At 45.3% G+C, this 24,075-nt stretch carries 25 protein-coding genes and 1 pseudogene; 22 read left to right on the top strand and 4 right to left on the bottom strand.

Annotated features, from left to right (window positions below; all coding sequences use genetic code 11):
- Positions 1-3: 3 nt before the first annotated feature.
- Both C9I92_RS03855 and C9I92_RS03850 read left to right on the top strand, forming a co-directional pair.
- Entirely contained in the window at positions 4-498 is a 495-nt protein-coding gene (locus C9I92_RS03855) for a chemotaxis protein CheW (protein WP_047883820.1), read from the top strand.
- Complete coding sequence (locus tag C9I92_RS03850) at positions 498-929, top strand: DUF2802 domain-containing protein (protein WP_047883819.1); 432 nt, start codon at positions 498-500, stop codon at positions 927-929. The genes C9I92_RS03855 and C9I92_RS03850 overlap by 1 nt, the downstream gene beginning before the upstream one ends.
- A 110-nt stretch (positions 930-1,039) precedes the next feature.
- On the opposite strand, the gene C9I92_RS03845 is transcribed toward C9I92_RS03850, so the two are convergent.
- On the bottom strand, positions 1,040-1,360 hold the full coding sequence (locus C9I92_RS03845) for an EscU/YscU/HrcU family type III secretion system export apparatus switch protein (RefSeq protein ID WP_047883818.1): 321 nt from the start codon (positions 1,358-1,360) through the stop codon (positions 1,040-1,042).
- A 34-nt stretch (positions 1,361-1,394) separates the two neighbouring features.
- On the bottom strand, positions 1,395-2,345 hold the full coding sequence (locus C9I92_RS03840) for a hypothetical protein (RefSeq protein ID WP_146149662.1): 951 nt from the start codon (positions 2,343-2,345) through the stop codon (positions 1,395-1,397).
- A 106-nt stretch (positions 2,346-2,451) separates the two neighbouring features.
- On the opposite strand from C9I92_RS03840, the gene ccmA reads away from it, so the two are divergent.
- From ccmA to C9I92_RS03755, 17 genes are all read left to right on the top strand, one after another.
- Positions 2,452-3,102 carry a cytochrome c biogenesis heme-transporting ATPase CcmA gene (ccmA, locus tag C9I92_RS03835; protein WP_047883816.1) on the top strand — a complete coding sequence of 217 codons (651 nt, stop codon included), beginning with the start codon at positions 2,452-2,454 and terminating at the stop codon, positions 3,100-3,102.
- 6 nt (positions 3,103-3,108) lie between these two features.
- Positions 3,109-3,777 carry a heme exporter protein CcmB gene (gene ccmB, locus C9I92_RS03830; RefSeq protein WP_047883815.1) on the top strand — a complete coding sequence of 223 codons (669 nt, stop codon included), beginning with the start codon at positions 3,109-3,111 and terminating at the stop codon, positions 3,775-3,777.
- A 299-nt stretch (positions 3,778-4,076) separates the two neighbouring features.
- Entirely contained in the window at positions 4,077-4,808 is a 732-nt protein-coding gene (locus C9I92_RS03825) for a heme ABC transporter permease (protein ID WP_047883814.1), read from the top strand.
- A 7-nt stretch (positions 4,809-4,815) separates the two neighbouring features.
- Positions 4,816-5,022, top strand: coding sequence for a heme exporter protein CcmD (gene ccmD, locus C9I92_RS03820; RefSeq protein WP_047883813.1), 207 nt, complete (start codon positions 4,816-4,818; stop codon positions 5,020-5,022).
- Complete coding sequence (gene ccmE / locus C9I92_RS03815) at positions 5,019-5,507, top strand: cytochrome c maturation protein CcmE (protein WP_047883812.1); 489 nt, start codon at positions 5,019-5,021, stop codon at positions 5,505-5,507. Before ccmD ends, ccmE begins: the two co-directional genes overlap by 4 nt.
- Positions 5,504-7,489: a heme lyase CcmF/NrfE family subunit gene (locus tag C9I92_RS03810; RefSeq protein WP_047883811.1), complete on the top strand. Its 1,986-nt coding sequence runs from the start codon at positions 5,504-5,506 to the stop codon at positions 7,487-7,489. The genes ccmE and C9I92_RS03810 overlap by 4 nt, the downstream gene beginning before the upstream one ends.
- Positions 7,489-8,043, top strand: coding sequence for a DsbE family thiol:disulfide interchange protein (locus C9I92_RS03805; protein ID WP_047883810.1), 555 nt, complete (start codon positions 7,489-7,491; stop codon positions 8,041-8,043). Before C9I92_RS03810 ends, C9I92_RS03805 begins: the two co-directional genes overlap by 1 nt.
- Before the next feature lie 50 nt (positions 8,044-8,093).
- On the top strand, positions 8,094-8,627 hold the full coding sequence (locus C9I92_RS03800) for a cytochrome c-type biogenesis protein (RefSeq protein ID WP_047883984.1): 534 nt from the start codon (positions 8,094-8,096) through the stop codon (positions 8,625-8,627).
- Positions 8,624-9,838: a c-type cytochrome biogenesis protein CcmI gene (gene ccmI, locus C9I92_RS03795; RefSeq protein WP_047883809.1), complete on the top strand. Its 1,215-nt coding sequence runs from the start codon at positions 8,624-8,626 to the stop codon at positions 9,836-9,838. Before C9I92_RS03800 ends, ccmI begins: the two co-directional genes overlap by 4 nt.
- 486 nt (positions 9,839-10,324) lie before the next feature.
- On the top strand, positions 10,325-11,077 hold the full coding sequence (locus C9I92_RS03790; protein WP_242551890.1) for an MlaA family lipoprotein: 753 nt from the start codon (positions 10,325-10,327) through the stop codon (positions 11,075-11,077).
- Between the two features lie 185 nt (positions 11,078-11,262).
- Positions 11,263-12,327 carry a dTDP-glucose 4,6-dehydratase gene (gene rffG, locus C9I92_RS03785; protein ID WP_047883982.1) on the top strand — a complete coding sequence of 355 codons (1,065 nt, stop codon included), beginning with the start codon at positions 11,263-11,265 and terminating at the stop codon, positions 12,325-12,327.
- 10 nt (positions 12,328-12,337) lie between these two features.
- Complete coding sequence (rfbA, locus tag C9I92_RS03780; protein ID WP_047883808.1) at positions 12,338-13,231, top strand: glucose-1-phosphate thymidylyltransferase RfbA; 894 nt, start codon at positions 12,338-12,340, stop codon at positions 13,229-13,231.
- A 7-nt stretch (positions 13,232-13,238) separates the two neighbouring features.
- The gene (gene rfbD, locus C9I92_RS03775; RefSeq protein WP_047883807.1) at positions 13,239-14,117 is read left to right on the top strand and encodes a dTDP-4-dehydrorhamnose reductase; all 879 of its coding nucleotides are present in this window, start codon (positions 13,239-13,241) and stop codon (positions 14,115-14,117) included.
- A 71-nt stretch (positions 14,118-14,188) separates the two neighbouring features.
- Positions 14,189-14,731 carry a dTDP-4-dehydrorhamnose 3,5-epimerase gene (gene rfbC / locus C9I92_RS03770; RefSeq protein WP_047883806.1) on the top strand — a complete coding sequence of 181 codons (543 nt, stop codon included), beginning with the start codon at positions 14,189-14,191 and terminating at the stop codon, positions 14,729-14,731.
- 1 nt (position 14,732) lies between these two features.
- Positions 14,733-15,548, top strand: a complete 816-nt coding sequence (locus C9I92_RS03765; RefSeq protein ID WP_047883805.1) for an ABC transporter permease — start codon at positions 14,733-14,735, stop codon at positions 15,546-15,548.
- The gene (locus tag C9I92_RS03760; RefSeq protein ID WP_047883804.1) at positions 15,538-16,863 is read left to right on the top strand and encodes an ABC transporter ATP-binding protein; all 1,326 of its coding nucleotides are present in this window, start codon (positions 15,538-15,540) and stop codon (positions 16,861-16,863) included. Before C9I92_RS03765 ends, C9I92_RS03760 begins: the two co-directional genes overlap by 11 nt.
- 9 nt (positions 16,864-16,872) lie before the next feature.
- Positions 16,873-19,443 carry a methyltransferase domain-containing protein gene (locus C9I92_RS03755; RefSeq protein ID WP_053061723.1) on the top strand — a complete coding sequence of 857 codons (2,571 nt, stop codon included), beginning with the start codon at positions 16,873-16,875 and terminating at the stop codon, positions 19,441-19,443.
- A 56-nt stretch (positions 19,444-19,499) separates the two neighbouring features.
- On the opposite strand, the gene C9I92_RS03750 is transcribed toward C9I92_RS03755, so the two are convergent.
- Entirely contained in the window at positions 19,500-20,207 is a 708-nt protein-coding gene (locus tag C9I92_RS03750) for a glycosyltransferase family protein (protein WP_146149661.1), read from the bottom strand.
- 35 nt (positions 20,208-20,242) lie between these two features.
- Positions 20,243-22,114, bottom strand: a complete 1,872-nt coding sequence (locus C9I92_RS03745; RefSeq protein ID WP_047883802.1) for a nucleoside-diphosphate sugar epimerase/dehydratase — start codon at positions 22,112-22,114, stop codon at positions 20,243-20,245.
- A 128-nt stretch (positions 22,115-22,242) separates the two neighbouring features.
- Between C9I92_RS03745 and C9I92_RS03740 the strand changes: the two genes are divergently transcribed.
- From C9I92_RS03740 to C9I92_RS03730, 3 genes and pseudogenes are all read left to right on the top strand, one after another.
- A complete protein-coding gene (locus C9I92_RS03740) occupies positions 22,243-23,181 on the top strand; it encodes a UDP-glucose 4-epimerase family protein (protein ID WP_047883801.1) in 939 nt (312 codons plus the stop codon).
- 1 nt (position 23,182) lies between these two features.
- Positions 23,183-23,755, top strand: coding sequence for a sugar transferase (locus C9I92_RS03735; RefSeq protein ID WP_047883800.1), 573 nt, complete (start codon positions 23,183-23,185; stop codon positions 23,753-23,755).
- A gap of 39 nt (positions 23,756-23,794) precedes the next feature.
- Positions 23,795-24,004 (top strand): annotated as a pseudogene (locus tag C9I92_RS03730) (elongation factor P hydroxylase); the annotation flags it as partial.
- Positions 24,005-24,075 lie beyond the last annotated feature (71 nt).

Raw genomic sequence — 24,075 nt, 5'->3', positions numbered from 1 at the left:
AGCATGTCTCAGGTGAGTGTCGCTGAAATAAAAAAAGAAGACAGTAACGATCAGGTCCTGCAGTGGGTAACCTTTCAGCTGGAAGACGAAACATACGGCATCAATGTGATGCAGGTTCGTGAAGTGTTGCGTTACTCAGAAATCGCTCCAGTACCTGGCGCGCCTGATTATGTTCTGGGTATTATCAACCTGCGCGGTAATGTGGTTACCGTGATTGATACTCGTGCCCGCTTTGGTCTGGCTCCGGGAGATATTTCAGACAATACCCGTATCGTGATCATCGAAGCGGAAAAGCAGGTTATCGGTATTTTGGTCGACAGCGTTGCGGAAGTGGTTTACCTGCGCAGCTCTGAAATCGACAGCACACCAAGTGTTGGCACGGAAGAGAGCGCGAAATTCATTCAGGGTGTGAGCAATCGTGATGGCCAGCTGCTGATCCTGGTGGATCTGAACAAGCTGCTGTCTGATGATGAATGGGACGAGATGGCGTACCTGTAATGCTGACGGTGTTGTTGCAATGGCTGCCGCTGATTGTTTCTCTGCTGGCGATTCTGTTTGCCTGGTTCATGATTCGGCGTGAGCGTCTGGCTCGTCAGGCGCTAGAGAGCAAATTTGCAGCGACGGAGCTGGTGTTGAAAAATGCCCGCCAGCAAAACGAAAGTATGCAGAAGCAGTTTCAGGAGTTGCGGGCCGGTACCATGGGAATGGGCCAGAAGCTGGCCGAAATGGATCATCAGCTAGAGTCATTGGCCGAGAGACAAGGGGAACTGGCCATGCAGGACCCGGATGGTCGCCTTTACAGCCGTGCCAGTAAAATGGTTGAACTCGGTGCGGATGTGAATGAGCTGATGGAAGAGTGTGATCTGCCCAAAGCGGAAGCCGAGCTTCTGCTGCGGCTGCAGCAAATGCATCAGTCACGGCGCCGCTGAAGCCTGTTTTATCGCGAACGCATTTTAACGGCTGGCAACTACAGCGCCAGCTTGTTCAGCTTTAGTACGCTCCGGTGGGCTTATTAAAAACTGGCGTTCCACCGATACACCTAAACGTGTTCATCAATACCTTCAAGCCCTTCCCAGCCGGGAGGGGTTTTTCCGTTCAGTAGCCAGGAAAACGCGATCAGTTCCGCGACAATCCGGTAAACCGGCTCCGGAATTTCGTCTCCTTGCTTCAGGTGATCGAGATACTGGGCCAGCTCTTTATCTTCATGAATCAGGCCGCCTTGTTCTTTTACCTGCGTAATGATGTGCTCCGCCAGCGCACCATACCCTTTGGCGGCGACGGTGGGAGTGTCATACCCGTTGTAATGCAAGGCGATGGCTGATTTTGCTGCATCAACGGCAGAACCTGTTTTCGTCGTCATATTATTTCCCGTTTCTGTTGCTGTAGCTGCATGGTCAGACTGTGATATTCAGGCCACTGCCGGAATCGGTATAGGTTGATTCCGGCTCCTCAACATGTCGGCGAAACTCACTGGAAACCGTCTGAATCCCCATGCTCTCCAGACGTTGGTTTAAGAACGGTGACAAGAGTCGGGTGCGTTCCAACAGCGCAGGGTTTTCCGATTCAAACAACAGCGATAATTCGTCGCCGTCCCAGCCAGCCTGCACATACACATTATCCGCATTACCTACCGGTAAGCGTAAACGTATCCGCCACTTCGGCTTTTTTTGCGGGTTCTTTTCTGTTGACCGCGCCTCACGCTGGATTTCCAGAAAGGCCTCCCTGCCATTGGGAGTTAGCATCGGCCACATCAGAACCAGTGTATCTTGAGAGGCTGGTGTTGGTGTGGCCAGACGCTGTTCCCCTGCCAGCCTTAACAGGGCACTGAATTCCTCCTGCTGATGAGGTGGAAGCTGGGAAAGCCAGCGTCGCAGTTCACTGCCGGGTTCAGCCAGCTGACGAATGAGCTGTGCCAACACCTGTTTTCCCGCACCTTGCTGGAGCCAGTTAATCAATGTGGATTGCGATGACGGTTGCAGCAGCTGGCTTATCAGGTGCTGTAAGGGCGTCGTCAGCATTGGCGTCTTTGTATCGGCATTTGTTGTCCCGGGCGTGGCGAGGCCAGTCAGCAAAGGACTGAATAAACGCTGCAAGATAGGTAACTGATTTAACAGACGTTCAAGCTGCGTTGCGGAAGATGCTATCGGTGGTAGCGCAGATGATATGGCCGACGTTTTTGCTGAGTGGGCACTATTGACTGATTTCGCAGTTTGCTGCGTGCCGGATGTTGGTGTTAGCTCAGATTTTGCGGTTTTAGTCGCATTTTCCGGTACATTTTTTACGTCAATTTGTTCATTTTTGCGTTGTAATGTAGCGGAAACGTGAGCAGTGTGTATAGAGGTCACAATTACCGATCCTCGCGCAGGCAGATATCATTCCATGTCTAACAGATCCAGCGGTCGCTGTGATAAGATTCGACCCTAATTGTGTCACCTAGGATACATCATTTTTATGTTGTCTGTTGAAGAGTTAAGTTGTACCCGGGACGAAAGGGTATTGTTTGAGGATTTACATTTTTCGGTTTCATCTGGAGAACTGGTTCAGATTGAGGGCCAGAACGGGGCCGGAAAAACGACCTTGCTGCGTATCCTGGCAGGGTTGGGACGAGCAGACAACGGCATCGTTAGCTGGAATGATGAAAATATCGAATCGGCACGGGAGCTCTACCATCAGGATCTCCTTTTTCTTGGTCACCAGACCGGCGTGAAACGTGAGCTGACGGCTTACGAAAATCTTTCTTTTTTCCAGTCTATGCACGTCCACAACGGTGACAACGGATTAACCGGTGAGGCAATGGTCAGTGGTGCCGATAGCCTGTGGCAGGCGCTGGCTCGCGTTGGCCTGGCAGGACGGGAAGATGTGCCTGCCGGGCAGTTGTCTGCTGGTCAGCAGCGCCGGGTGGCGCTGGCCCGACTGTGGCTGAGCAACCATAAGCTGTGGATTCTGGATGAGCCTCTGACTGCGATCGATAAACAAGGCGTCAAAGTGCTTGAGCAATTGTTTCTTTCCCATGTCCAGCGAGGAGGGATGGTGATCCTGACCACGCACCAGGACATGTTCGCTGACAGCGACCATCTACGAAAAATCAAGCTGGGGCGATAAAAATCCATGATCAGAGAAATTACCCTCGTTGTTCGCCGTGAGCTGATGATTGCGTTTCGTCGTCAGGCTGAAATTTTCAACCCGCTGTGGTTTTTCATTATTGTTATTACGCTGTTCCCTCTCGGTGTTGGGCCAGAGCCGAATTTGTTAGCACGTATTGCTCCGGGGATTGTTTGGGTTGCGGCCCTGCTGGCGGCCCTGTTATCGATGGAGCGCCTGTTCCGGGATGATTATGTAGACGGGTCGCTGGAGCAGATGTTGATGATGCCGACGCCGTTGCCGGTCCTGGCGTTTGCCAAAATGGTGGCGCACTGGTTCCTGACCGGGGTACCGCTGCTGCTGATCAGTCCGTTGCTGGCGATTTTATTGTCATTAGACTGGGCAACCTGGAAAGCTGTGGTGTTAACTTTACTATTGGGAACGCCAACTTTGAGCTTTTTAGGCTCCATCGGGGTGGCGTTAACTGTGGGATTGCGAAAAGGTGGGGTTTTATTGAGCCTGCTCATATTGCCGCTCTATATACCTGTGCTTATATTCGCGACCTCCGCGATTGATGCGGCCAGTTTGGGCATGCCGTATAACGGCCAGCTGGCACTGCTGGGAGCCATGTTAGTGGGCTCTGCGACACTTTCTCCGTTTGCTGTCGCAGCTTCACTACGCATCAGTGTGCAATAAATGATTACAATAAAGTTAGCCATAGAGCTTTTTTGCAACTTGTCAGTAAAACTAAAATATCGGCAAAAAAGTAGGTAAAGGCTGACTTATTCATCATACGGGGTGAAATCACCGGTGATGAATTTGAGCAAGCACAAGGAAGCGGTTGATAATGGGTGGATTACCCCTTTGGGAGTATTCACCTTGTGTTAGCCAAAGAGAAAGATGAGTCACGTCTCTGTCACGCAATCAGGCCATGTCAGTGAGCCCGGCTGCAGACTGGAACGTACTAATTACTATTATGTGAGTAGAGCAGAATTATGTGGAAGTGGTTACATCCCTACGCTAAAGCTGAAAATTGTTACCGGTTATGTGGCACTTTGCTACCCTGGTTTTCAATCCTGGCCCTGTTATCAATGGTGATTGGTACCCTCTGGGGGTTAATGTACGCACCGACCGATTATCAGCAGGGTGACAGCTTCCGAATTATTTATCTTCACGTTCCCGCCGCCATCTGGTCGATGGGAGCCTACATGTCTATGGCTATTGCTGCCTTCATTGGTCTGGTCTGGCAGGTACGCCTGTCGGATATGGCGGCGCTGGCGATGGCACCTATCGGTGCGGTGTTTACCGTGATTGCGCTGCTGACCGGTGCGATCTGGGGCAAACCGATGTGGGGTGCCTGGTGGGTGTGGGATGCTCGACTGACTTCTGAACTGATTTTGCTGTTCCTCTACCTGGGTGTTATCGCGCTGTATAACGCGTTTGACGATCAGAAAACCGCGGCGAAAGCGGCCGGTATTCTGGCGATTGTCGGCGTGATCAATCTGCCGATCATCCATTTCTCAGTAGAGTGGTGGAACACCCTGCACCAGGGCGCCACCATCACCAAGTTCGCGAAACCGTCTATCGATGCCAGCATGTTGTGGCCGTTGCTGCTCAACATTGTGGGCTTTGCCTGTTTCTTTGGGGCGCTGACGATGATTCGCCTGCGTAATGAGATTATTGCCCGTGAAAGCCACCGCCCTTGGGTGCGTGAACTGATGAAGTGAGGCCGCTATGCATTTTGACTCTTTCAGTGATTTTTTAGCGATGGGTGGCTATGCCTCGTATGTCTGGAGTTCGTACGGTATTTCAATGGCAGCCCTGATTTGGATTTTAGTTTCCAGCTTGCGCACCAAGCGCCAGCTGGCGGCAGAGATTAAAAATAAAATGGCGCGTGAGAAACGCATCAAAGAAGCGGAAAAACTGGAGAACACACTATGAACCCGAGACGTAAAAAACGCCTGTCGCTGGTACTGGCGCTGGTGGTAGGCCTCGGCGCAACAGTTGGGTTGCTGCTCTATGCCCTGAACCAGAATATGGATCTGTTCTACACACCAACGGAATTGGTAAATGGTAAGCCTGACGGGACAAAACCGGAAGTCGGTCAGCGTCTGCGTATCGGGGGCATGGTGGTAACGGGTTCGGTAGAACGTGATCCCCAGTCGCTGAAAGTCAGCTTTAAAGTGGCCGATGTCGGTCCGGCGGTTACGGTGAATTATGAAGGCATCCTGCCTGACCTGTTCCGCGAAGGGCAGGGCATTGTGGCGCAGGGTGTACTGATCGATGCAAACACCGTTGAGGCCCACGAAGTGCTGGCCAAGCACGATGAAGAGTACATGCCGCCGGAAATCGCTGAAGCGATGAAGAAAACGCATGAACCGCTGAAATACAGCGAGACCCAACTACAGGGCAGTACTGACCAATGATTGTTGAACTCGGCAACTTTAGCCTGATAGTGGCGCTGGGTCTGTCGATCCTGCTCAGCATCTATCCGCTTTATGGCGCATCGGTGGGCAATCAGGCTCTGATGCGCATGGCGCGTCCGCTCACATACGGGGTGTTCGGCATGATTATGATGTCATTCATCATCCTGAGCTGGGCGTTTTACACCAACGATTTTACCGTTACTTACGTTGCGACAAACTCAAACTCCTTGCTGCCGTGGTACTACCGCTTGTCAGCTGTCTGGGGTGGGCATGAAGGTTCCCTGTTGCTGTGGGTACTGATCCAGGCAACCTGGGCTGTCGCCGTTGCTATTTTCAGCCGTGGCATGCCGCTGGAATCGCTGGCGCGGGTGTTGTCTGTGATGGGGATGATCTCCATTGGCTTCCTACTGTTTATCATCGCAACCTCCAACCCGTTCCTGCGTACGCTGCCGTATTTTCCGGTAGATGGCCGTGACCTGAACCCGCTGCTGCAGGATCCGGGACTGATTATTCACCCACCACTGCTGTACATGGGTTACGTGGGGTTCTCGGTGGCGTTTGCGTTTGCTATCGCGTCGCTGATGACCGGACGATTGGATACGGCCTGGGCTCGCTGGTCACGTCCGTGGACTATCGCTGCCTGGTCTTTCCTGACACTGGGTATCGCGCTGGGCTCCTGGTGGGCTTATTACGAGCTGGGCTGGGGCGGTTGGTGGTTCTGGGACCCGGTTGAGAACGCTTCTTTCATGCCATGGCTCGCAGGTACGGCACTGATGCACTCACTGGCTGTAACCGAAAAACGCGGTACGTTCAAAGCCTGGACGGTACTGCTGGCGATTTCGGCTTTCTCACTCAGTCTGCTGGGTACATTCTTGGTTCGTTCCGGCGTGCTGGTTTCGGTACACGCGTTCGCCTCCGATCCTGCCCGCGGCATGTTTATTCTGGGCTTCCTGGTCGTTGTGATTGGTGGTTCGCTGCTGCTGTACGCGCTGCGAGGTGGTCAGGTACGTTCACACGGTAACTTTGCTCTGTTTTCCCGCGAAAACCTGCTGCTGGCGAACAACCTGCTGCTGGTTGCCGGTCTGCTGGTGGTGTTGATTGGTACACTGCTACCGCTGATCCACAAGCAAATTGGACTGGGCTCGGTTTCCATCGGGGTACCGTTCTTCAATACGCTGTTTACCTGGCTGATGATCCCATTTGCTTTCATTCTGGGTATTGGGCCACTGGTGCGCTGGAAGCGTGACAATTTGTCTAACATCCGTAAGCAAATGATTGTGTCAGCTATTGTGACGCTGCCGGTTGCATTTCTGTCAATCTGGCTGTTCACCGATATCCTGGAGCCAATGGCGGTTCTGGGCATGACGATGGCCGTCTGGATCATCATGATGCATGGCTTTGAGCTTTACGAGCGTGCCACTCACCGTCACAGCCTGTGGACAGGTCTTGGCAAACTAGGACGCAGTCATTGGGCGATGGTTCTGGGTCACATCGGTATGGCGGTCACTGTGATTGGGATTACGCTGGTGTCTAATTATGATCTGGAGCGCGATGTGCGTCTGGCACCGGGCGAGAGCGTGAACGTTAAAGGTTACGACTTTAAGTTTGTTGGCCTGCGTGATGCAGATGGTCCGAACTATGACGGTTATATCGCTGACTTCAACATCACCCGTAACGGCAAAGCTGTCACAACACTGCATGCTGAAAAGCGTTTTTACAGCGTGGCGGGTTCAATGATGACCGAAGCGGCGATCAACAGTGGTGTGACCCGTGACCTATATGTGGCGATGGGTGAGCGACTGGGCGGTGAAGCCTGGGCTGTACGTATTTACTTTAAACCGTTTGTGAACTGGATCTGGTTCGGTGCCGTGCTGATGGCGCTGGGTGGCGCGATGGCAATCAGTGACAAGCGTTACCGGTTCCGCAAAAAAGCACAGCAGGAACAGCCGGTGCTGGCCGAAAGAGAGGCAGAAGCTAACTGATGAACAAGAAACTACTTTTCATTCCTCTGGTACTGTTTCTGGGGCTGGTGGTTATGTTTATGAACCAGCTCAGCCGTAATGCGGAGGGCGATGACCCGACCAAACTGGAATCCGTTTTGGTGGGAAAACCGGTTCCGCAGTTCAAGCTGGAAGATCTGGTTGAAGCCGGCAGACTCTATGAGCAGGACATCTTTAAAGGTGAGCCATTACTGCTCAATGTTTGGGCCACCTGGTGTCCGACCTGTTACGCCGAACACACCTACTTAAATCAGCTGGCCAGTGAAGGCGTGAAGATTATCGGCCTCAATTACAAAGATGACCGTCTAAAAGCGGTACGTTGGCTGAATGAGCTGGGTAACCCTTACATTCACAGTCTGTTTGATGGTAATGGCATGCTGGGTATGGATCTGGGCGTTTACGGGGCACCTGAAACGTTTCTGATCGATGGCGAAGGTATCATTCGATACCGCCATGTCGGAGATGTGAATGATCGTAACTGGAACGATACCCTCAAGCCAATGTATGACGCCTTGCTGAAGGAGGCGAAAGGATGAAGGGACGCTCACTTAACCTGATCGGATTTGCATTCAGCGCAGTACTGTCAGTGTCTCTGTGGCTGGGCACTGTAGCGGCTTTCACGCTGCCGGCGACAGCGACTGCTGCTATTGACGTTTATGAATTCAAATCACAGCAAAAAGAGAAAGAGTTCCACGAACTGACGGCGACCCTGCGTTGCCCTAAGTGTCAGAACAACAGCATTGCAGACTCTAATGCCGAGCTGGCCAAAGACATGCGCCAGAAAACCTATGAAATGCTCAGCGAAGGGAAAAGCAAGCAGGATGTCATTGATTACATGGTGGCGCGTTACGGCAATTTCGTGACCTACAATCCGCCGATCATGGCCTCGACACTGATTCTGTGGGCTGGCCCACTTCTGTTTATCGTGATTGGCTTTACGGTATTGGTGCTGCGCTCTCGCAAAAACAGTGTCAGTAAACCAGCGAAAGGTCAGCTGTTGGATGAAAAAGAGCAAGCCCGTTTGCAGGCCCTGATGGCTGAAATGGGACAGGATATGGCTTCAGACACAGAAGCGGCATCTGGTAACAGCAATGCGGCAGGCGGGAAGGTGAAAAAATGACGTTGTTTTGGTTGATTACAGTCTTCCTGGTACTTATCGCCATGCTGTTGTTTGTGCTGCCGATGTATTTCGGTAAAGAGCAAGATCATGTCGCCAGCCGGGACGAACTGAATAAGGCGTTCTTCAAAGATCGCATGAGCGAGCTGAAGGAAGAAAGTAGCGAAGGACTGGTGGAAAACACCGATGAGCTGGTCGTTGAGCTGCAACAGTCCTTATTGGACGATGTTCCGGCCAATGCCAAGGCGCATCAAAGCAAGGTCAGCACTGCGCTGCTGATTCCGGGCGTTTTGCTGCTGGTGGCTGTCTGCTACGGTATGTACCTGAAAACCGGTAGTCTGGATAAGGTTATGCAATGGCATGAGACGGCTGCGCGTCTTCCTGAACTATCACAACGACTGATGCAGGAGTCGGGTGAGCCGATGTCGGATCAGGAGATGGAAGATCTGACTTTGGCGCTCCGTACCCGTCTGCATGAGACACCTGATGATGCAACCGGTTGGTTGCTGTTAGGACGGATTGGTATGGCGAACCGTGATGCGGAAACAGCGCAAAGCGCGCTGGACCGTGCGTATCGACTCGAACCAAGTAATCCGGAAGTGCAGCTTAGCTATGCGCAGGCGCTGATGCTGATTGGCGACCCGGGACAATCTGAACGTGCCCGCCGTTTGCTGATGAGCGTGATTAAACAGGATCACACCAATCTGCGTGCGATGTCGTTGCTGGCATTTGATGCGTTTGAACGCGAGGAATACGATCAGGCTGTGGCATACTGGAGCATGATGAAAGAGCTGATTGGTGCTGATGACCCACGTGCCGCCATGCTGGATCGCAGCATCGCCCGGGCGGAAGACCAAATGAATCAGGCCGGCAATACTGCGACTTCGGTATCTGTCACGGTGGAACTGGACCCGAGCGTTATCCGTCCTGAGCAAGGTATCGTGATTATTTCAGCGCACTCGGCGGATGGTGCTCCAATGCCCGTAGCAGCAAAACGGTTACCGCTTTCTGCATTTCCTATCACACTGACACTGGACAATCAGGACAGCATGATTCCTGAGCGACCACTGACGTCACTGCCGGAAATGATCATCAAAGCTCGTATCGACAGCGACGGCAATGTGATGACGAAAAAAGGGGACTGGTACGGACTAAGCGAAGTGATTCCGCTGGGTGGCACAACCAAAGTGGTAATCAGTCAGCAGTACGAGTAATTATCATCTCCGTTCAACAACGTATATAATCCAAAAGGCCAGGTAGGTAATATCTGGCCTTATTTTTTTGTCAGTTATGCCGTATAAAAGCAACTGAGTGCATGGTTTCCCTGTTATGGACACCTATGATTCAGAAATGTTCGTGTATGATACCGGAACGTTATAAGCCCTGAGACAATGGATAACATTTTGAAAAGCAAACATCTCCTTGCAACCGCAATTCTGTTAGCCCTGACAGCCTGTGCAGAAACGCCCAAAAGCACGGCTGACTACGCCACTTCATCAAAAAGCGCTTCATCAGACACTGTCGAAAACAGTTCCGCGGTCATTGACGCGACTGAATCAGATGCGCAGTCACCTGGAAACAGCACTGGCGTATCCGGGGAAGATGCTGATGCCATGGCTGAAGTAGCAGCAGACGCTGAAGCCTCTGTCGACAGAGCTGGGGGCAACGTCACGTCAGGCGAAGCCACATCAGACGAAACCATCAGCGATGAAACGGACAGTGAGTTACAAGCAGAGATTTTTGCCGAACTGGATCAGCAGGGTGGTGAATATGCGGTTCCAGGCGTCTACGACCCGTTTGAAGGGTTTAACCGTGCCATGTGGAACATCAACTATAACTACCTGGATCCGTATATCGCACGCCCGGTATCACTTGCTTATGTAGACTATGTACCCTCACCGGTTCGAGGTGGTATCCGTAACTTCCTCTCGAATCTGGAAGAGCCTGCCAGCATGCTTAACAGCTTGCTGCGACTGGAAGGTGAGCAGGCAGTGACTCACTTTAACCGCTTCTGGATTAACTCGACCTTTGGTCTGGCAGGCCTTATTGATGTTGCCTCCCGTGCCGACATCCGCAAACCGCGCGATAAAGCCTTTGGAGACACAATGGGCTACTACGGTGTAAATAACGGTCCGTACTTTATGTTCCCAGTTTACGGTCCGGTGACATTGCGCGAAGGCAGTGGTGATATCGTTGATAGCCTGTACTTCCCGTTAAATCTGCTGACATTCTGGCAGAGCTTGGGTAAGTGGGCATTTGACGGGATGGAAGACCGTGCGGCGCTGGTGTCATCGGAAGCGATGTTGAACGACTCACCAGATCCATATGTCTTTGCCCGTGATGCCTACATCCAGAACCAGAACTTCCGTGCTCAGGGTGAAAATGCAGAACCTGAAACACCTGTGAACGAAGAGTTTCTGGATGACTTCATGGATGAGATTGATGAATATTAATTATAAAAGTGTTTTTGCATTATTTGCTGATTAATTAAAATCGACTTTGGGTAGAATATGTAAAGCGATTCTTAGCTTGAATGATTAGTTTCTGATAGTATTCCGCTCTTTATTAACTTTTTTAAGATTAACGCTTTAGGAGTTTGTCTAACTTTAAGGCGTAATAGTGCTTGTTTGGTTTTGATATGAAGATCTTAGTAACTGGTGGTGCGGGCTTTATTGGCTCAGCTGTTGTTCGCCATATTATTGAAAATACTCATGATTATGTCGTAAATGTCGATAAACTGACTTACGCAGGCAATCTGGATTCGTTGGTCAGTGTGGAAGGACACGAGCGCTATATGTTTGAGCAGGTTGATATCTGTGATCGTGCGGCTCTTGATCGCGTATTCGCTGAGCATCAGCCTGATGCTGTGATGCACCTGGCGGCTGAAAGCCATGTAGATCGCTCTATTGACGGCCCTGCAGCGTTTATTGAAACGAATATTGTTGGTACGTACACACTGCTAGAGTCAGCACGTGCTTACTGGAATAGCCTTGATGAAGAGGCTAAAGCGGCATTTCGTTTCCACCATATTTCAACTGATGAAGTGTATGGCGATCTGGAAGGGACAGATGATCTGTTTACCGAAACCACGTCTTATGCACCAAGCAGTCCGTATTCTGCGTCGAAAGCATCTAGCGATCATCTGGTTCGTGCTTGGCTGCGTACTTACGGCTTGCCAACGGTTGTGACAAACTGCTCGAACAACTACGGCCCTTTCCATTTCCCGGAAAAATTGATCCCACTGATGATTCTGAACGCCTTAGACGGTAAGCCACTGCCAGTGTACGGCAATGGCATGCAGATTCGAGATTGGCTGTTTGTAGAAGATCATGCGCGTGCTCTTTATACAGTCGTCACCAAGGGAGAAGTGGGTGAAACCTATAACATCGGTGGCCATAACGAGAAAGCTAATATTGAGGTAGTAAAAACTATCTGTCGCCTTCTGGAAGAGCTGGTACCTGCGAAGCCGGAAGGCGTCGCAAACTATGAAGATCTAATCACTTACGTTACCGATCGCCCAGGGCATGATGTTCGTTACGCGATTGACGCGACCAAGATTGGTCAGGAGCTTGGCTGGACACCGGAAGAAACATTTGAAACCGGTATCCGTAAAACTGTTGAGTGGTACCTGAACAATAAAACATGGTGGAGCCGTGTATTGGATGGCTCTTACAGCATGGAACGTCTAGGCAGTAACGTATAAGGGCAGTGTAATGAAAGGTATTATTCTTGCGGGCGGCTCAGGTACTCGCCTTTATCCAATTACTCGTGGCGTATCAAAGCAGTTGTTGCCTGTTTATGACAAGCCGATGATTTACTACCCGTTAGCAACATTGATGCTGGCGGGTATTCGTGAAGTACTGGTTATTACTACGCCAGAGGATAACGAGTCGTTTAAACGACTGCTGGGAGATGGTTCAGATTTCGGTATCAATCTGCAATATGCGATCCAACCGAGTCCTGATGGTTTAGCCCAGGCTTTCATTATTGGTGAAGAGTTCCTGGCGGGGGATAGCTGCTGCCTTATCCTGGGCGATAACATTTTCTACGGCCAGTCTTTCTCGCGCACGCTACGTAACGCGGCTGGACGAGAAAATGGTGCAACTGTGTTTGGTTATCAGGTTAAAGACCCTGAGCGTTTTGGTGTGGTCGAGTTTGACCAAAATATGAAAGCTGTTTCGATCGAAGAGAAACCCGTTCAGCCGAAATCCAATTATGCCGTTACCGGATTGTACTTTTACGACAACCGTGTTGTGGACTTTGCCAAACGAGTAGAGCCGTCTGAACGCGGTGAGCTGGAAATTACCAGTATCAATCAGATGTACCTGGAAGATGGTTCATTGAATGTTGAACTGCTGGGTCGCGGTTTTGCCTGGTTGGATACCGGTACACATGAAAGCCTGCATGAAGCTTCGTCGTTCGTGCAGACTATCGAGCACGTTCAAGGCCTGAAAGTTGCTTGCCTTGAAGAGGTAGCATGGCGAAACGGTTGGCTGACCGATGCACAGCTTTTGGATAAAGCAGAACCAATGCTGAAGAACGAATATGGTCGTTATCTTCAATCACTGGTTGCCGAAAAACATAAACAGTCACAACATCTAGGTTGAAATTTGTATGCTGAAAGTACTAATTACCGGAAGTAATGGCCAGGTGGGTAGCCTATTGGTTCAACAGCTGAGCGAGAAAGCAGAGGTTCTGGCGGTAGATCGCGACAAGCTGGATATCACCGATGAACAGTCAGTGATGGATATGGTGGAAACCTTCCAACCTGATGTGATTATCAATGCAGCGGCACACACCGCTGTCGATAAAGCAGAAAACGAAGTTGAACTGTCCTACCTTATTAACCGTGATGGCCCGCGTTACTTAGCGCAGGCAGCAGAGAAAATCGGTGCTGCCATTTTGCATATTTCGACAGATTATGTCTTTGCGGGTGATAAAGTAGGGGCGTACAGCGAAACTGACCCGACAGACCCACAAGGCGTGTACGGAGCAAGTAAACTGGCGGGTGAGCAAGCTGTTATTGCCGCGTGTCCGCGTCATATTATTCTTCGTACCGCTTGGGTCTTTGGTGAAACGGGCAACAACTTCGTTAAAACCATGATTCGTCTTGGTCGTGATCGTGATCAACTGGGTATTGTCGGTGATCAGTTTGGTGGTCCAACCTATGCGGGCGACATTGCTGCAACACTGATCGCGATAGCAGAGCGCTTTCATTCTGGTCAAGATGTCGCTTGGGGGATCTACCATTACTCAGGTCTGCCAAGTGTCAGCTGGTTCGAGTTCGCCTGCTTCATTTTTGAGCAGGCGCAGTCTCAGGGCGTTTTGGACAAGTCACCGGCGCTCAAGAGTATCACTACCTCAGACTATCCGACACCGGCAAAACGCCCGGCTAACTCCCGTCTGATCATGGATAAAATCCACACCGCGTTTGGTATCCCTGCGAGTGACTGGAAATCGGCACTCAACGATATTCGCCCTTACGGAAAATGATGAATCAAAAAGTGCCTGGGATGGTTGATTGTGATGTCAAACGATGCCGGGTACTTGTGAGAGATTAATAAATGAAAGTTATTGATACTGCTATCCCGGATGTAAAAATCATTGAGCCTGCTGTGTTCGGTGATGAGCGTGGCTTCTTTATGGAAACTTGGCAACAGGAAAAATTCTGTGAGTTAGTAGCAAACCGAACTTTTGTTCAGGATAACCACTCGAAGTCTAAAAAAGGTATCTTAAGAGGTCTACATTACCAAACAGAGAATACTCAAGGTAAGTTAGTACGAGTAGTCTCAGGTGAAGTATATGATGTCGCAGTAGATATTCGAAAAAGTTCACCAACATTCGGGCAATGGGTAGGTGTTCTTCTGTCAGCAGAAAACAAGCGTCAACTTTGGGTGCCAGAAGGTTTTGCTCATGGTTTTTATGTAACCAGTGATGAGGCAGAATTTGTTTATAAATGTACAGATTATTACAATCCAGAGGCTGAGCATTCGATTCTCTGGAATGATCCGGAGCTATCAATTGATTGGCCATTAGATCAAGAGCCAATTTTGTCTGAAAAAGATAAAATTGGTGATTTATTGAAAGCTACGGTAGGTTTGAAATAAAATGCATAAAATAGTAAATCAAGTAAAGTTGTCATTTACTTGTTTCTTGAAAAATAAATCATTGATAATGAGTCTATCAAGGAGGGATATACTTCAAAGATATCAAGGCTCTTTATTTGGCTTGTTATGGACATTGCTGACTCCGCTAATTATGTTGGCAATATACACCTTTATCTTTAGTGTTGTATTTAAGGCGAAGTGGGGTGGTGTAGATGATAAGTTTCAGTTTTCAATGTTATTGTTTTCTGGCTTAATTATATTTAATTGCTTTTCAGATATTATTTCAAGAGCACCGACCTTAATTATAAACTATGCAAGCTATGTAACAAAGGTTATTTTCCCAATTGAAATACTACCTTTTGTTATTACAATAAGTGCGATATTTAACTTTATCTTGTCTTTTATTATTTGGTTAGTATTCTACATAACCCTTATTGGCTTGCCATCAATATATATCGTGTTTGTACCTTTACTCATGATTCCATTTATTTTAATGTGTAATGGACTTGCATGGATTTTAAGCTCAATTGGGGTCTATATAAGAGATGTTAGTCAATTGGTCACACTTGTTGTTAGTGCGTTAATGTTTATGACACCAATATTTTACCCAATAACAGCTCTACCAGAACAATATCAGTTTTATTTGCACTTAAGTCCAATTACTACAGTCGTTGAGTTATTTAGAAGTTTAGCTATTTATGGCGAAATGCCAAGTATTAAGATGTTAGCTGTTTATACATCATCCTCTATTGCAATTTATTGTTTGGGCTTTATGTGGTTTAATAAAACAAGTAAAGGTTTTAGTGATGTCTTGTAATGACTATATATTGTCAGTTGATAATATAAGTAAATGCTTTGAAATCTATGAAAAACCATCTCATAGATTATGGCAAATGTTTTTTAAAAATAAAAAGCTTTACAAAGAGTTTTGGGCATTAAATGACATTAGCTTTAAAGTTAAACGTGGAGAGTCAGTCGGTATCATAGGCAGAAATGGTGCTGGTAAATCCACATTATTACAAATTATATGTAATACATTATCTCCTACAGATGGGCAAACGAAAATTCAAGGTAAGGTTGCTGCTTTATTAGAACTGGGGGCAGGATTTAACCCTGAATTTTCGGGGAGAGATAATGTCTACCTATGTGCATCTTTGTATGGAATGACTAAAGAGCAAATTGATGAGCGATATGAGATGATAGCTAATTTTGCTGACATCGGAGATTTCATCAATCAGCCAGTCAAAACTTATTCAAGCGGTATGTATGTAAGGCTTGCATTTGCAGTCATTGCTCATGTCGATGCTGATATTCTTATAATAGATGAGGCTCTTGCTGTTGGAGATGCTTTATTTACTCAAAAGTGCATGCGCTTTTTGAGAGAGTTTAAGAAAAATGGTGTTCTTCTCTTTGTTAGTCATGATACATCAGCCGTTACTAATTTATGTGATAAAGCCGTTTGGCTTAAAAACGGTAAAGTTGAAAGCTTTGATAGTGCAAAAATCGTCTCTGAAAAATATATGGCCGATTTGTATCAGTCGAAAGTAACAAAAAATGATAAGAAAGTTGTTGAAACTGAGAAAAAAGAAGTAAAAGTTTTTAGAGATTTTAGGCAAGATTTTATTAACTCTTCAAACTTGAGAAACGATATACAGATATTTCAATTTGATGATATTGAAAATAATAATTTTGGTAAGGGTGGTGCCAAAATTAGTGATGTATTCATCATGGATGAAGATGGTAACGCTTTAAATTGGTTTGTTGGTGGTGAGGGTGTAACTTTAAGGGTTGAGGTTGAAGTTAATGAAGAAATAAAAAATCCAATTGTTGGTTTCTCAATTAGGGATAAATTGGGACAGCCTGTTTTTGGTGATAACACATTTCTTCACACAATTTCTGATAATTTATTGTGCAATGCAGGAAATAAGATAGTTGTAGATTTTGATTTTCAAATGCCTGTTTTATTGAATGGTGATTATTCTGTAACAGTTGCAGTTGCAGATGGGGACCAAAACAATCATGTGCAACATCATTGGATTAATGATGCTTTATTATTTAAGTCCACAGCTACTTCAGCTAGTACTGGATTGGTTGGCATACCAATGAAAAATATAAAAATTAATATTATCTAGGAGAGCAAAGTGGCTCATATTGAACAGCAAGTTTTCTGTAACTCAGTCAAAGAACTTCATCCATCTTTCTTTAGCAATGTTTTTGTCCTAGATATTGGTGCTTTGGATATAAACGGTAATAATAAAGTTTTATTTGAAGAGTCTCATTATTTAGGCTTAGATGTAGCTCTCGGGCGAAATGTAGATATTGTTTCAAAAGGTCATGAACTTGGCTTGCCTGATGAAACATTTGATACGATTATATCTACTGAGTGTTTTGAGCATGATCAATATTATCCAGAAACAATAAAGAATATTTATCGAATGCTAAAACCAGGTGGATTGTTTTTGTTTACATGTGCAACAACAGGTAGACCTGAGCATGGAACAAGAAGAACAACTCCTGAAGATGCTCCTCTGTTACAAGGGTTTACGGAGTGGAGTGATTATTATAAAAACTTAACTGAAGATGATATTAAAGATGTTTTTGGTGATATCAATCAACTTTTTTCTAAGTTTGAGTTCTCTGTAAATCCTAAAACATGCGATCTGTACTTTTGGGGTATTAAGCATGGCGTGCGTGTAATCAGAGATGACTATTCTTTCATGCTAACTCGTGATAAGTTTAAAATTGATATTGAGGAAATAAAATCTTCTGTTGATAGATTAAGCAAAATTTCCGCTGAAGAGAATATAAATTTAAAACAAGAAAATGAAAAGTTAATTGAAGATTTTGACCAATTAAAATTAGAACTTGAGCAAAAAGAACGTCAAATCAATGGATTATACAGTGATATATCTGAACTAAAATCAAGTACTTCTTGGCGCTTAACATCTCCATTACGTGTAATAAAAACACAATCGTCCCGAATTTATAGTGGCGAAATGTTTGATAAATTAAGCCGATTAATAAACCTGTTTCTAAATAACCCTAAAATTTGTATTAAAGCTGTTAATTATGCAAAAAAACATGGGGTTAAACAGACTATTAACCGTCTAAAGTTTGCTGCAACTACACCAAACTCCCCAACGTTTAATCATGCTTGGTTTGATATTAATGCACAAGAGACGGTTTATATATTATCAACGCATCATTGCCAGTATATTGCTGAACTAATTCAAATTAATCTTGAAAAACTATCAATAAAAAGTGAAATTATTTATTCTAAGCCAGAAAATGGGTTTAGTTCTAATCTTCATTTTGTAATTTGCCCACAGATTTTTGATGAACTGCCACCATTATATATTGCATATCAAATGGAGCAGGCTGTAAGTTCGCGCTGGTTTACTGATAGCTACTTTGATATTTTGCGTTCATCTTACGCAATTTTTGATTACTCTGAGTACAACTTAGACGTTTTGCAAAAAAATGATATATCATTGAAACAGCTATATTACGTACCTATTGGACAAAAATTAAAATCTAACTGCAAAAATGACACTAACTACGCCTATGATGTGTTGTTTTATGGTGATATCAATAACAAACGTCGCAAAGAGTATATTTCTAAACTGAAAGAGAAGTTTAATGTAAAAATTGTAAACAACTTATTTGGTGATGATCTTATTAAGGAATTTGAAAAGGCAAAGGTTATTGTTAACATTCATTATTATGAAGGTGCGTTATTAGAGACGACTAGAATTTATGAGTGCTTAAGTAATAACAAACTTGTCATTTCAGAGAAAAGTGCAGATCAAAGTGCTCATACGACACTTAACGATATTGTTGAGTTTGTAGAGATTGGTGATATTGATCAAATGGTCGAAAGGGTCAATTTTTGGGTTAACTCTCCTGATCGTCTTCAGGAGAAATTAAGCCAGAATGCGCAGAAATTGAGTTTGTTGCCTGATTTATTCGAATATTACTTTATGCGATTTATGCTAGCAAATGATTGGATAACATTTGAACAGTTCTATGATATAGCTGGTGGAAATATTTCCTTTGAGTCAACAAATATTTGTCTGGGTTTACCGGAATCTGTAGAACGCCATAAAGATTTTGAAAAAGACAATGCCTATGGCTTTGAATACTTCCCTGGTTTACGACACAATCTAGGCTGGGTTGGCTGTGGGTTGAGCTATAAATTCATTGTGAAAAAAGCCAAAGAGCTTGGTTTTGAAACAGTTACGATATGTGAAGATGATGTTGAGTTTCCAGAAGATTTTGAAAGTCGTTTAGAAAAAATTCGTAGTTATTTATCGCATCAAAATAACTGGCAACTTTTCTCAGGTCTGATTGCTGACTTGAATAAAGATACAAAAGTATCGAAAGTTGATTTTTCTAGCGAAGAAGAGTTTCTGCATATCGATAAAATGACTAGCACTGTATTGAATATATATTCAAGTTCATTTTATGATCTACTTCTAGCGTGGGATGATAGTAATCGTTGTGCTGAAACAAATACAATTGATAGATATATTGAAAGTAATAACGATTGTAATGTTATAACAACTAGTAAGTTTCTTGTTGGCCATAAGGAGGAGTTAGACTCTACTCTTTGGGGATTTAGTAACCAAACATATACTGAGATGATTAAAGCTAGTGAGAGTAAGCTAAACGAAAAGAAAGAGGTTTATTTAGCTCAAAATAATAAATTGTAATCGATAGCTTTCAACTACACGGTTCAAGCAATAGTCATTGCTTGAACCGTGTAACTCTAAAAATTAAAATGATATCGTAGGTAACTTCTTAAATACCATATGAAGTGTTTGGAAAAAATATTCCTGTTATTAAATGCTCCTTTATGAATGGCTTTTATGTTTGGTAAATATGTCAGAACCATTCCTTTTTTTTGGGCTCTACGGCAAACATCAACATCTTCAAAGTACATGAAAAATTTTTGATTAAAGCCTTTTAACTCGTCATAACATTTTTTCTTAAACATTAAGAAAGAACCTGCTGCCCAATCAACCTCAATGGGTTCGCATATGTTTTCTTTATCATATGAATCAGTTCGTTTTTCTTTTAAAAATAATCCTTGTAGTGGTCCAGTCAATCTCGGGAAACGCTTAATTGAGTATTCATGGATTGATAAGTCACTGTCTTTAAATAAATTAATGGTGTAAATATCTGACTTAACTTTATGAGTTTCTTTTTCTAATTGTATTAATTGAGATATATCAATTAATACATCAGGATTAATTACTAGAAAGAAGTCATCATCATTAATAATGTTGTTTTTACTCAGGTAATCAAAAACAATATTATTGTTTTCGCTAAATCCTCGACCATATTTTTTATCGATCAAAGTAATGTTGTTTCTTTGGGAAAATAGTAATAGCTCTTCTGTTACTGGTGTATTAGATTTAATCAATACATTATATTTTTTTGCTATTTCGGCTAAATATGGATTACTAGCCAGCATTTTGTCATGATTATGATTGATAATACTGAGAAATATCATGATGATTTATTGTTTAAGTAGCCAAGAGGAGTGTCTAAAAGGAGTTGGACGATTTTGTCCTCATCAAAATTGTGGCAAGCCTCATCGAGGGAGTTTAAAAGTGTTGCCATTTCTGACCAAGATAGCATGACTTCTCTTGCTGTCATGATTTTACTGTGCGATGTACCCTCGACATTTTCGCCAATAAGTAATTCTTCATATAGCTTTTCTCCGGGTCTTAAGCCAGTAAATCGAATTTCGATATCTCCATCAATCCCTTCATTAATATTGCTTTCACTCATACCCATTAAATGGATCATGCGTTTGGCTAAATCCAAAATCTTTACCGGCTCACCCATATCTAGAACAAAAACTTGTCCGCTGTGTGCCATTGCACTGGCTTGAATAACAAGTTGGGCAGCTTCAGGGATAAGCATGAAGTATCGTGTGATATCTGGGTGTGTAACGGTAACAGGGCCTCCATTGCGGATTTGCTCTTTGAATAAAGGCACAACTGAACCTGATGAACCTAGTACGTTGCCAAAACGTACCATTGTGAAAGTGGTGTCCGACTGTCGTTCTGCTAATGCTTGTAATACTAACTCAGCAAGGCGCTTACTGGCTCCCATCACATTGGTCGGACGAACAGCCTTGTCGGTTGAGATAAGGGTAAAGTTTTTCACATTAGCCGAAATAGCTGCTTCAGCAGCAGCGAGAGTCCCGAAAACATTATTGCGAATGCCTTCAATTACATTATCTTCAACAATGGGTACATGCTTGTAGGCAGCAGCGTGAAAAACAGTCTCTACGTTATGACCTTGCATTAACTTGGCCATTCGGTTCTGTTTTTGTACGCTTCCGAGTGCAGAGACGATTTCTGTTTCTGCCGATATATTAGCGATTATTTTCCTTAGTTCTCTGTCAATGTTGTACAGGTTATATTCGTTAAGCTCAAAAAGAATCAATTTACTGGGCTTTTTCAAAATTATCTGTCGACAGAGCTCAGAGCCGATAGAACCTCCTGCACCAGTTACCATCACCGCTTTATTTTTAATGTTTTTCGACAGCAATTCTTGATCTGGTTCTACTGGTGCTCGACCTAATAAATCACCAATATCTAGATCTTGTATTTCACCCAAAGTAGCCTTGCCTGTGGCAATATCCTCAACGGATGGTACGGATTGTACTGCGATTGGTAACTCAGATAGTTTGTTTACAAGTCGTAGTCGCTGCCCTTTACCAATGTTATTTATGGCCAGCAACAGTTTAACTGGTTGATAAAGAGACTGAAGTTCCTCGAATTCTGAACTATGATGAACACGCAGGCCAACGATGATTTGTCCAACTTTTGCTGGGTCGTCATCTAGGATGACAACAGGGTGATACTCTCCACCGCTGATCAGTGCGTAGGCTAGCTCACGGCCAGTGGAACCTGCGCCATATATGAAAACATTAGGTTTTTTTCGCTTGTAGTAGTGGTAATACATTGTTCGTATTAAAATACGAGGTCCACCAAGCAGTAAGATAGCAATACCACTGTAAATCATTGGTACACTACGGGGTACAAATGACTGAAAGAAAAAGCCACTAAGCGCTAGAGTAATGGCGGACAGGATTATGGCTAACATGATATGCCCCAGTGCGGGTAACATCATGTACCGTAATACAGCTCTGTACATGCCAAGACGAACAAAGCTATAGAGGGTTACACAAATCGTGACAACAAAGCTTAAGACTTCCTTGTGGCTGATCTCAAACATCCAATTGTTTAGTCGCAGACTCATTGCAATGTAGAGTGATAACATGATTGCTATCGCATCATAAGCCATTGTAATTATTCTTTTATTTTTTCTTTGTGTTGAAAATAGGGCTCTTACTGGTTTTAACATAGATTGGTGCTTCGTTAACATACTTCAAATGAAGAATCGTTGTCTTGGATGTGATGCGCTTCTTATATGGTTGAAGCTAGGCGTATGATACTCTTTTTTTTATGAAATAGCGTTAAAGAGACTTAAGTTTGAAAGTATTTGTTACAGGTAGCACAGGCTTTGTCGGGAAACAACTGGTCGACAGCCTGAATTCACGTTCTGAATTCGAAGTGATTTGTGCGGTTAGGAAGGTTCAATATGACAGTGATGTGTTTTTCGATTTAGGGGCAACCTTTGATTTGATCGACGAATTGAAAGGCTGCGAGGCCATCATCCACTGTGCAGGTCGTGCCCATGTGATGAATGAATTTGCCGATAATCCACTCGCTGAATACCGTAAAATAAACACCGCGAGTACATTACAGTTGGCACAACAGGCCGCTGAGGCTGGCGTAAAGCGTTTTATCTTCATCAGCAGTATTAAGGTCAATGGCGAATCGACCGAGTCAGGCAAGCCTTTTACCCCAGATGTGGAGCGTGCTCCTCATGATCTCTATGCTCTGAGTAAGTACGAAGCCGAGTTGGGGCTGCGAGAGCTTGCCGAACAAACGGGTATGGAAATGGTGATAATTCGCCCTCCATTGATTTACGGCCCAGGGGTTAAAGCCAATTTTGCCTCATTGATTAAATTAGCGTCTAAAGGGTTACCTTTGCCACTGGGGGCAATTCATAATCAGCGCAGTATGGTGTATGTGGGTAACCTGATTGACTTGATTATTAATTGTATCAGTAGCCCAAAGGCCGCCAACAAAACCTTCTTAGTCTCTGATAATGATGATTTATCAACAACACAGCTACTATCTGCCCTTGCAAAAGCTATGGGCAAACCGAGCCGTTTGATTCCAGTACCCGCTTCATGGCTAATGACGGTGACGAAATTGCTGGGCAAGCCTGCCATTGGTGAGCGTTTGTGTGGTAATCTTCAGCTTGATATTAGTGAGACCAAATCCTGTTTGGGTTGGACGCCGCCATATAGCGTCGCCGAAGGCCTGAAGCAGACAGTATCTGAACCCAGCCAACAGAAGTAATATGCAATCGCCTTTAATCCGCTTCCTCGATCGTTTTTTCGCCTTGTGTGGGCTTATCTGCCTATCGCCGGTATTTGTTATTGTTTATCTCCTCGGCAAGCGAGATACCGGGCAGCCGATTTTTCGCCAGGAGCGGGTCGGTAAAAATCAGCAGCCTTTTACGCTGGTGAAGTTCCGTACCATGCCGGTTGAAACCGCATCGGTTGCCACTCACTTGGTCGATGCTAGTTCGGTGACTAAACTGGGCGCTTTCTTGCGCAAAACCAAGCTGGATGAACTGCCGCAGCTGATCAATGTGGTCAAAGGGGAAATGAGCTTGGTGGGGCCTCGTCCTTGCCTGTTCAACCAAGTGGAACTGATTGAAGCGCGCCAGCAGCGCGGCGTGCTTGATGTCCTGCCGGGGATCACCGGCCTGGCCCAGATCAACGGGGTCGACATGTCGACGCCAGTAGAACTGGCGGACATGGATCGTGAGATGATCCAAACTTTCAACCTAAAAGCTTATTTTGCCTACATTCTGCAAACGGCTATTGGCCGCGGAGCAGGAGACCGGGTCAAGAGTCGTAATCGCTGAACCATCAATTACAATTATTCTCCATGACATGAATGCATCATGACTAAGAACCTTAATAATAATGTTCATATCGACGACCATAAAAATGATGACATTATTGCGATTTTCAATCGCTGCTTTCTCGAAAGCTACAACACCGAATTGATCCTCGGAGGCGACGAGCCCATTTATCTCCCGGCCGATGCGGACAATCCCCACCATAGAGTGATCTTTGCCCGAGGTTATTTTGCCTCGGCACTGCATGAGATTCATGCATCTCTTTGAAGGTTGACATACTAAGAAACTCATACTAGGAATAATGTACATCCTAAGGAGATTCT

This window comes from Photobacterium ganghwense, assembly GCF_003025595.1.
GTDB lineage: Bacteria > Pseudomonadota > Gammaproteobacteria > Enterobacterales > Vibrionaceae > Photobacterium > Photobacterium ganghwense.
This window is presented reverse-complemented; position numbering and strand designations above follow the sequence as displayed.